Below are 7,069 nucleotides of genomic sequence, written 5' to 3' on the forward strand. Positions count from 1 at the left end.
TGGTCAGTGCCGGGTGGCGGGCCGGGTGTCACGCAGGGCGGGCAGTACGGGCGTGAGCGCGGCGAGGGCGACCAGGATCACGGCGATGGCCCGGAACGCGTTTCCGTAGCTGTCCGCCAGTGCGGCGGGGGCGGCGTGGGCGTCGGTCGTGGTGAGGGTGAGCACCACGGCGAGGCCGGCCGCGCCGCCGAACTGCCGCGTGGTGTTCATGAGCCCGGAGGCCGCGCCCGCGTCGGCGGCTTCGACGCCCGCGGTGACGGTGGAGGTCAGCGGGGTGCTGAGCAGCCCGCCGCCGAACGAGATCGCCACGGCCGGGCCGAAGACGCCGGTGAGGTAGTCGCTGTCCGGGGTGACACCGCTCTGCCACCAGAAACCCGTCGCGGCGATGAGCGCCCCGGCGGCTATGAGGGATCGGGCCTGCACGCGCTGCATCAGCCACGGGATGAGGCGCAGCCCGACCAGGAGCATCACGACGGCGTGCGGCAGAAAACCCAGGCCGGTCTGCGCGGCGCTGTAGTGCAGCACGTCCTGCATGGTCAGGGTCAGGAAGTACCAGAGCGGGACCTGGCTCGCCCCGGCCAGCAGCATCGCCAGATTGCCCCAGCCTATTCCGGGCAGCCCGAACAGGCGCGGCGGTATCAGCGGTGCCGGGGCGCATCTCGCCTCGACGAAGACGAACGCGGCGAGGGCGATGACCCCGCCGAGGAGGGGCACGGCGGTGTCGGGGGCGGACCAGGCGTGGGTGTGGGCCTGGGCGATGCCGAGGGTGAGCAGGGTCAGCGCGGCCGTGGCCAGCACGGCGCCGGGCAGGTCGAGCCGGACCCGTCGCCGGACGGCGTCGCGGTGGGGGAGCACCCGGGCGGCGAACAGGACTGCCGGTACCCCGATCAGCACGTTGATCAGCAGGACCGAGCGCCAGGACAGGTACTCGGTGAGCACACCGCCGAGCAGGTTGCCCGACGCGCCACCGGCCAGGCTCACCGCGGTCCAGATCGTCAGCGCGCGGGTACGCCGGGGGCCCTCGGGGAACGTGGTGGTCAGCAGGGTCAGGGCCAGTGGGGCGAGCACGGCCGCGCCGACCCCCTGCCCCGCACGCGCCGCGATCAGCATCGCCGGGGTGCTCGCGAGCCCGCCGATCAGACTGGTGACGGTGAACACCGCGAAACCGCCGAAGAAGGCCCGCCGGTGCCCGTAGAGATCGGCCAGTCTCCCGCCCAGCAGCAACAGCCCCGCGAACGCCAGCGTGTAGCCGCTGACCACCCATTGCAGGCCCGCCGGGGCGAAGCCGAGGTCCGCCTGGACCGACGGCAGTGCGACGGTCATCACCGAGACGTCGAACAACACCAGGAAATGCGCCGCACATGCCAACAGGAGTGCCGTCGTGGCGGCGGGTCTCCCCTGCACGGCGGGCGTTCCCCCAGCTGTTTTTTGGTCCATGCTGTTTCTTGGCCCCTGCCTTCCGGTGAGGGTCGGGCACCGGCCGGGAGCGTCCACCGCCCCCGGCCGGTGCTGCCGGTCCACGCTTGTCCCCTTCGGGGACGGCCTGTTCGGGAGCTGTCCGCCCGCCCCCTCCGGAGCCGGTCTACCGGGAGAAATTCACGCCCTGCGCCAGTGCCACCCGGCCGGAGTAGTTCACCGTGTTGGTCGCGCGGCGCATGTAGGCCTGCCAGGCGTCGGAGCCGGATTCGCGTCCGCCGCCGGTCTCCTTCTCCCCGCCGAACGCGCCGCCGATCTCCGCGCCCGAGGTGCCGATGTTGACGTTGACGATGCCGCAGTCCGCGCCGTCGGCGGCGAGGAACCGCTCCGCCTCGCGCTGGTCGGTGGTGAAGATCCCGGACGACAGCCCCTGCGGTACGTCGTTGTGCAGGCGGATCGCCTCGTCGAGGTCGCGGTAGGTCAGGACGTACAGAATCGGTGCGAACGTCTCCTCGCGGACCACGGCGGTCTGCGCGGGCATCCGTACGATCGCGGGCCGGAGGTAGTGAGCGTCCGGCGCCGCCTCGGTGAGCAGCCGCTCGCCGCCGGTGCACAGGGTGCCGCCCTCCGCGGCCGCGCGGTCGAGGGACGCGCGCATCCTGGCGCCGGCGGTCTCGTTCACGAGGGGCCCGACCAGGGTGGTGTCGTGGAACGGGTCGCCGATCGGGAGCTGTCCGTACGCGCCGGTGAGCCGCTCGACGACGGTGTCGGCGACGGTCTCGTGCACGATCAGCCGGCGGAGCGTGGTGCACCGCTGCCCCGCCGTGCCCGCGGCGGCGAACACGGCCGCGTTGACGACGAGATCGAGGTCCGCCGACGGGGTCACCACAGCGGCGTTGTTCCCGCCGAGCTCCAGGATGGTGCGTCCGAAGCGGGCAGCCACCCGGGGGCCCACCGCGCGGCCCATCCGGGTCGATCCGGTCGCGCTGATCAGCGGTACCTGCGGTGAGTCGGCGAGTCGCTCGCCGATCTCGGCCCCACCGAGGACGACCTGGTTGAGGCCGGCCGGGGCGCCGGTCTCGGTGATGGCGCGGTCGAGCAGCGCGGAGCAGGCGAGGGCTGTCAGCGGGGTGAGTTCGGACGGCTTCCAGACCACGGTGTCACCGCAGACCAGGGCCACCGCGGTGTTCCACGCCCAGACGGCGACCGGGAAGTTGAAAGCGGTGATGACACCGACCACGCCCAGCGGGTGCCAGGTCTCCATCAGCCGGTGACCGGGGCGTTCGGAGGGCATGGTGCGGCCGTAGAGCTGCCGGGACAGGCCCACGGCGAAGTCGCAGACGTCGATCATCTCCTGCACTTCGCCCAGCGCCTCGGAGCGGATCTTGCCGGCTTCGATGGTGACCAGGTCGGCGACGTCCTGTTTGTGCTCGGTGAGGAGTTCGCCGAGCCGCTTGACCAGCGCCCCGCGCACCGGCGCGGGGGTGGTCCGCCAGGTGCGGAACGCCGCTTGCGCGGTTTCCACGGCCCGGTCGACATCCGCCGGGGTGTCGGCGCGCAGGCCGATCAGGCCGGCGCCGGTGATCGGCGTACGGGCGGTGACGGCCTCGCCCTTGAACCCGGCGAGTTCGACTCCGCACCGCGTCAGGGCGGACTCCGCCCGGACGCGGATGCCGTCGGTGGTGCTGAATTCTGCGGTACGCATGGCGGCTGCTCTCTATGCCTCGGAATTCCTGCGGATGTTCACGTAGTTGCCCTCGATCCAGTCCTTGAACGTGGCGGTGTCACCGTCCAGGCTGATGTCGAAACCGCATTTCCTGGCCAGCGGGACCGAGAACGTGAAGTCCGAGTCGGGGCGCAGGAAGAAGACGCTGGAGGTGCGGCTGCTGCCCGCGATCCGGTCCCGGCCCGGCGCCGCGACATGGTGCCGCGGGGCCTTCACCTGCCCGCCGGTCACGAGCGTCGCGACGGCTCCGCAGAAGACCAGAACCGTGTCCGGCTTGGCCGGCAGGCCCACGAAGGTGTCGCCGACCTCGCTCTGCAGGCTCACGAAGCCGTTCGGACACGGTGTCTGCTGGATCAGCGTCACCATCGACAGGTCGTAGTGCGGCGCCATGCGAAGGGGCTCCGCGTCGGCGCTGCGGTGTGCGGGGACCTCGGGGAAGTACCGTAATCTCAGGAGGGGTTCGCAGTTGACGAAGGCCTCGGTGCCGCCTTCCGGCTCGGTCCCGGTCGTCTTCAGGACCTGCCGCGCCACCTCCCGGGTCGCGTCATACATACGGTCGAAGTAGCGCGTCCAGTCCCGCTCGAAGTCCGCTGTGGGGAACAGATTGTCCGACATCCCCATCGAGTAGCACATCGAGTAGTCGGAGTACGTACCGGCGTTGGTGATCTGCGCGGTGCTCTCCGACTCCAGACCGGTGAAACCGCGTCGCATGGTGGGAATCCTGGAGGTGACGGCCCGTTTCTCCGCCTCGGTGCCGTGCTCGAAGAAGTCCACGGCGGCGTCCTTGGCGGATGCGTGATCGGCCTCCGACAGTCCGCAGTCCGTCAGATAGAAAACCCCCTTCTCCGCCAGGCAGCTGCGGAAATCGTCCTGGTGCAGCCCCTTTTGCAGGTCGGACAGGCTGAATGTCGGCACCGTCGTGTCCATCGGCACGCATTGCTCCTCTCATAACGGGGTGGTCAACAACACAGCGGTAAGTGGCAGGTGCTGAGAACTCAGTCGCCCATCAGCTCCCCGAGTTCCTTCAGTGCCTGCGCCAAGTGATCGATCTCGGCTTCGGTGTTGTAGAAGTTCGCCGAGACCCGGAGCAGTGACCGGTCCGGCTGTTCGACCACGGACACCTCGGTCCGGAAGCGTTCCCAGAGCCCTCGGCGCAGTTCGTCGGCCCTGGTGCCAGCGGGCAGGCGGAACGCCACCATGCCGCCGGACAGGCTCTCCGCCGCGGGAGTCGCCGCCTCCAGGCCCAGTCCGCCGGTCAGGCGTTGCCGGGCGTGGTCGGCCAGCTCGCGTCTGCGCGCGCGGATGCTGTCGTACCCGAGTTGCGCCTGGAAGTCGATCGACTCCGGTATCGCAAGCCACGGACAGATGTCCCGGGTCCCCTCGCACTCGAACCTGCGCAGCCGCGGGGTGCTGCCGAACCGGTCGCGCCCGTCCGGCGGCCCGCTCCCCGGCGGGGGCTGATACGCCCAGCTCACCTGCATCGGTACGAGGCTCTCCGCGTGCCTCGCGGCGAAGTGCAGGAACCCGACGCCGGTGGGGGCGAGGAGCCACTTGTGGCCGCTGCCCGCGTAGAAGTCGTACGGGATGCCGGCCAGGTTCAGGTCGATGAACGCCGGTGCGTGGGCACCGTCGACCACGGTCACGATCCCGCGTCGGCGGGCCTGTGCGCACAGCTCGGCGGCGGGCAGGATCAGCCCCGTCGTCGACACCACGTGGCTGAAGGACAGCAGCCGGGTCCGTGGGCCCATCGCGGCGACGGCGGCGTCGACGATCTCACCGGGACCGGCGGGCAGTACCGGCAGCCGGAACGTCCGCAGCTCCAGGCCCAGTCGCCGGGCCATCCGCTCCCAGCACCAGCGCATCGGCAGGTACTCGTGCTCGGCCAGCAGGATTTCGCCCGGCGCGGCCAGGTTCAGCGAGGACGCCACCAGGTTGACGGCCCCCGTCACGTTGGTGGTGAGGACCAGGCGGTGCGGGTCCCCGCCCAGGAAACCGGCCAGGCGCTCGCGTGCCCTCCACAGCAGCGGGGGAACCTCGCGCAGCAGGAAGTCCATCGGCCCGTTGGCGAGGTGGGTGCGCAGGCCGGTGACGCGTTCGAAGGCGCTGCGCGGCAGTGGTCCGCCGGAGCCGGTGTTGAGGTTGACGACGGTGGGGTCGAGCAGCATGCGGCCGCGGGCATCGGCCCAGTCGGCAACGGCCATGTCGTGATCTCCCGCAAATTCAGAAGAAAAGGGGACCTGTCGGAGCTCGGTCGACGTGAAGCAGAATAGCAGCCACCGCGCAATTTCGAACAGGGCTCTTTCTGTTGTTGCCGGAAAGTTGCGAAGAGAAGTCCGAGAGAGCTGGAAGAGGGGCTCAAGAGCAGTATCGGGCAGGATGGCAGGGAAAACACGCAGTTCACCGCCGCGGTAAGCCAGCGCTGGAAAGGTCCGACAATTAATCCTGCCCTACGGGAGTTTTCGCACATGGGTGAACAAGAACGTGGTCCTGACTACGGCCTTTCGGAAGCGGGCGCCCTGAATGCGCGGGACGTGCATCGCGCGCTTGCTTCCCACATGCTGGTGGACGGCTATGATCTCGTCTTCGACTGTTCCGCCAGTTCCGGTACCCGGCTGGTCGACGCCGTCACGGGCAACCGCTATCTCGACCTCTTTTCCTTCTTCTCCTCGGCGCCGCTCGGTATCAATCCGTCCTGCATTGTCGACGACCCGGAATTCATGCGGGAACTTGCCGCGGCAGCCGTCAACAAGCCGTCCAATCCGGACCTCTATTCGGTTCCGTACGCCAGATTCGTCAAGACCTTCGCCCGCGTGCTCGGCGACCCGCTGCTGCCGCACCTGTTCTTTGTGGACGGCGGGGCACTGGCCGTGGAGAACGCGCTCAAGGTGGCCTTCGACTGGAAGGCGCAGAAGCTCGGTCTCGACGAGGGGGCCGTCGACCGTCTCCAGGTCCTGCACCTGGAGAAGGCGTTCCACGGCCGCAGCGGCTACACCATGTCGCTGACGAACACCGAACCGGCGAAGACCGCACGCTTTCCCAAGTTCGGCTGGCCGCGGATACCTTCCCCGGCCCTGCGGCACCCGCAGACCGAGCACGCTGCCGCCAACGAGGCGGCCGAGAGGCGGGCGCTGGAGGCCGCCGAGGCGGCGTTCCGCGCCGCCGACGGCATGATCGCCTGCTTCGTCGCCGAGCCGGTCCAGGGCGAGGGCGGGGACAACCACCTCAGTGCCGGCTTCCTCCAGGCGATGCAGCGGCTCTGCCACGCGTACGACGCCCTGTTCGTGCTCGACGAGGTGCAGAGCGGCTGCGGGATCACCGGCACCGCGTGGGCCTACCAGCAGCTCGGCCTCCGGCCCGACGTGGTGGCGTTCGGCAAGAAGACCCAGGTCTGCGGCGTGATGGGCGGCGGCCGGGTCGACGAGGTCGCCGACAACGCCTTCACCGTATCGTCCCGGATCAGCTCGACCTGGGGCGGCAACCTCGCCGACATGGTCCGGGCCACCCGCATTCTGGAGACGGTCGAGCGCACGCAGCTCTTCGACACCGTCGTGCGGAGCGGCAAGTATTTCCGCGACGGCCTCGACGCCCTGGCCACCGATTATCCGGCGGTCGTGACCAATCCCCGCGGCCGCGGGCTGATGTGCGCGATCGACCTGCCGGACACCCGGCTCCGCGATGACGTCCTGCGGCGGATGTACCGGGAACACCGCGTGATCGCGCTGCCGTGCGGCGAACGCAGCCTGCGATTCCGTCCTCCGCTGACGATCAGTGAGAGCGAGATCGACCAGGCTCTCGAAGCACTGGCGCGCAGCGTGGCGCCACTCGCCACCTGATGTACGACGGGTAGTCCCGCCCGCGGAGAACAGCACGACACCTGATGTGTCGTCTGGTGACCATGATTTCCAGGCGACATTCCCGCGCCATCTC

Annotated in this window: 5 protein-coding genes; 1 reads left to right on the forward strand and 4 read right to left on the reverse strand. The window is 69.7% G+C overall.

Annotated elements, in window-relative coordinates; translation table 11 throughout:
* Window positions 1-3: 3 nt before the first annotated feature.
* From A6A06_RS14465 to A6A06_RS14480, 4 genes are all read right to left on the reverse strand, one after another.
* Window positions 4-1,404 carry an MFS transporter gene (locus A6A06_RS14465; protein ID WP_199930864.1) on the reverse strand — a complete coding sequence of 467 codons (1,401 nt, stop codon included), beginning with the start codon at window positions 1,402-1,404 and terminating at the stop codon, window positions 4-6.
* Window positions 1,405-1,582: 178 nt separating this feature from the next.
* The gene (gene amaB / locus A6A06_RS14470; protein WP_073761601.1) at window positions 1,583-3,121 is read right to left on the reverse strand and encodes an L-piperidine-6-carboxylate dehydrogenase; all 1,539 of its coding nucleotides are present in this window, start codon (window positions 3,119-3,121) and stop codon (window positions 1,583-1,585) included.
* Window positions 3,122-3,133: 12 nt separating this feature from the next.
* The gene (locus A6A06_RS14475; RefSeq protein WP_073761602.1) at window positions 3,134-4,069 is read right to left on the reverse strand and encodes a 2OG-Fe(II) oxygenase family protein; all 936 of its coding nucleotides are present in this window, start codon (window positions 4,067-4,069) and stop codon (window positions 3,134-3,136) included.
* A gap of 68 nt (window positions 4,070-4,137) precedes the next feature.
* Window positions 4,138-5,343: an aminotransferase class V-fold PLP-dependent enzyme gene (locus A6A06_RS14480; RefSeq protein WP_073761603.1), complete on the reverse strand. Its 1,206-nt coding sequence runs from the start codon at window positions 5,341-5,343 to the stop codon at window positions 4,138-4,140.
* Between the two features lie 264 nt (window positions 5,344-5,607).
* On the opposite strand from A6A06_RS14480, the gene lat reads away from it, so the two are divergent.
* A complete protein-coding gene (lat, locus tag A6A06_RS14485) occupies window positions 5,608-6,975 on the forward strand; it encodes an L-lysine 6-transaminase (RefSeq protein WP_073761604.1) in 1,368 nt (455 codons plus the stop codon).
* Window positions 6,976-7,069 lie beyond the last annotated feature (94 nt).

Origin of the sequence: Streptomyces sp. CB02923 (assembly GCF_001905005.1) — a bacterium.
Taxonomy (GTDB): domain Bacteria; phylum Actinomycetota; class Actinomycetes; order Streptomycetales; family Streptomycetaceae; genus Streptomyces.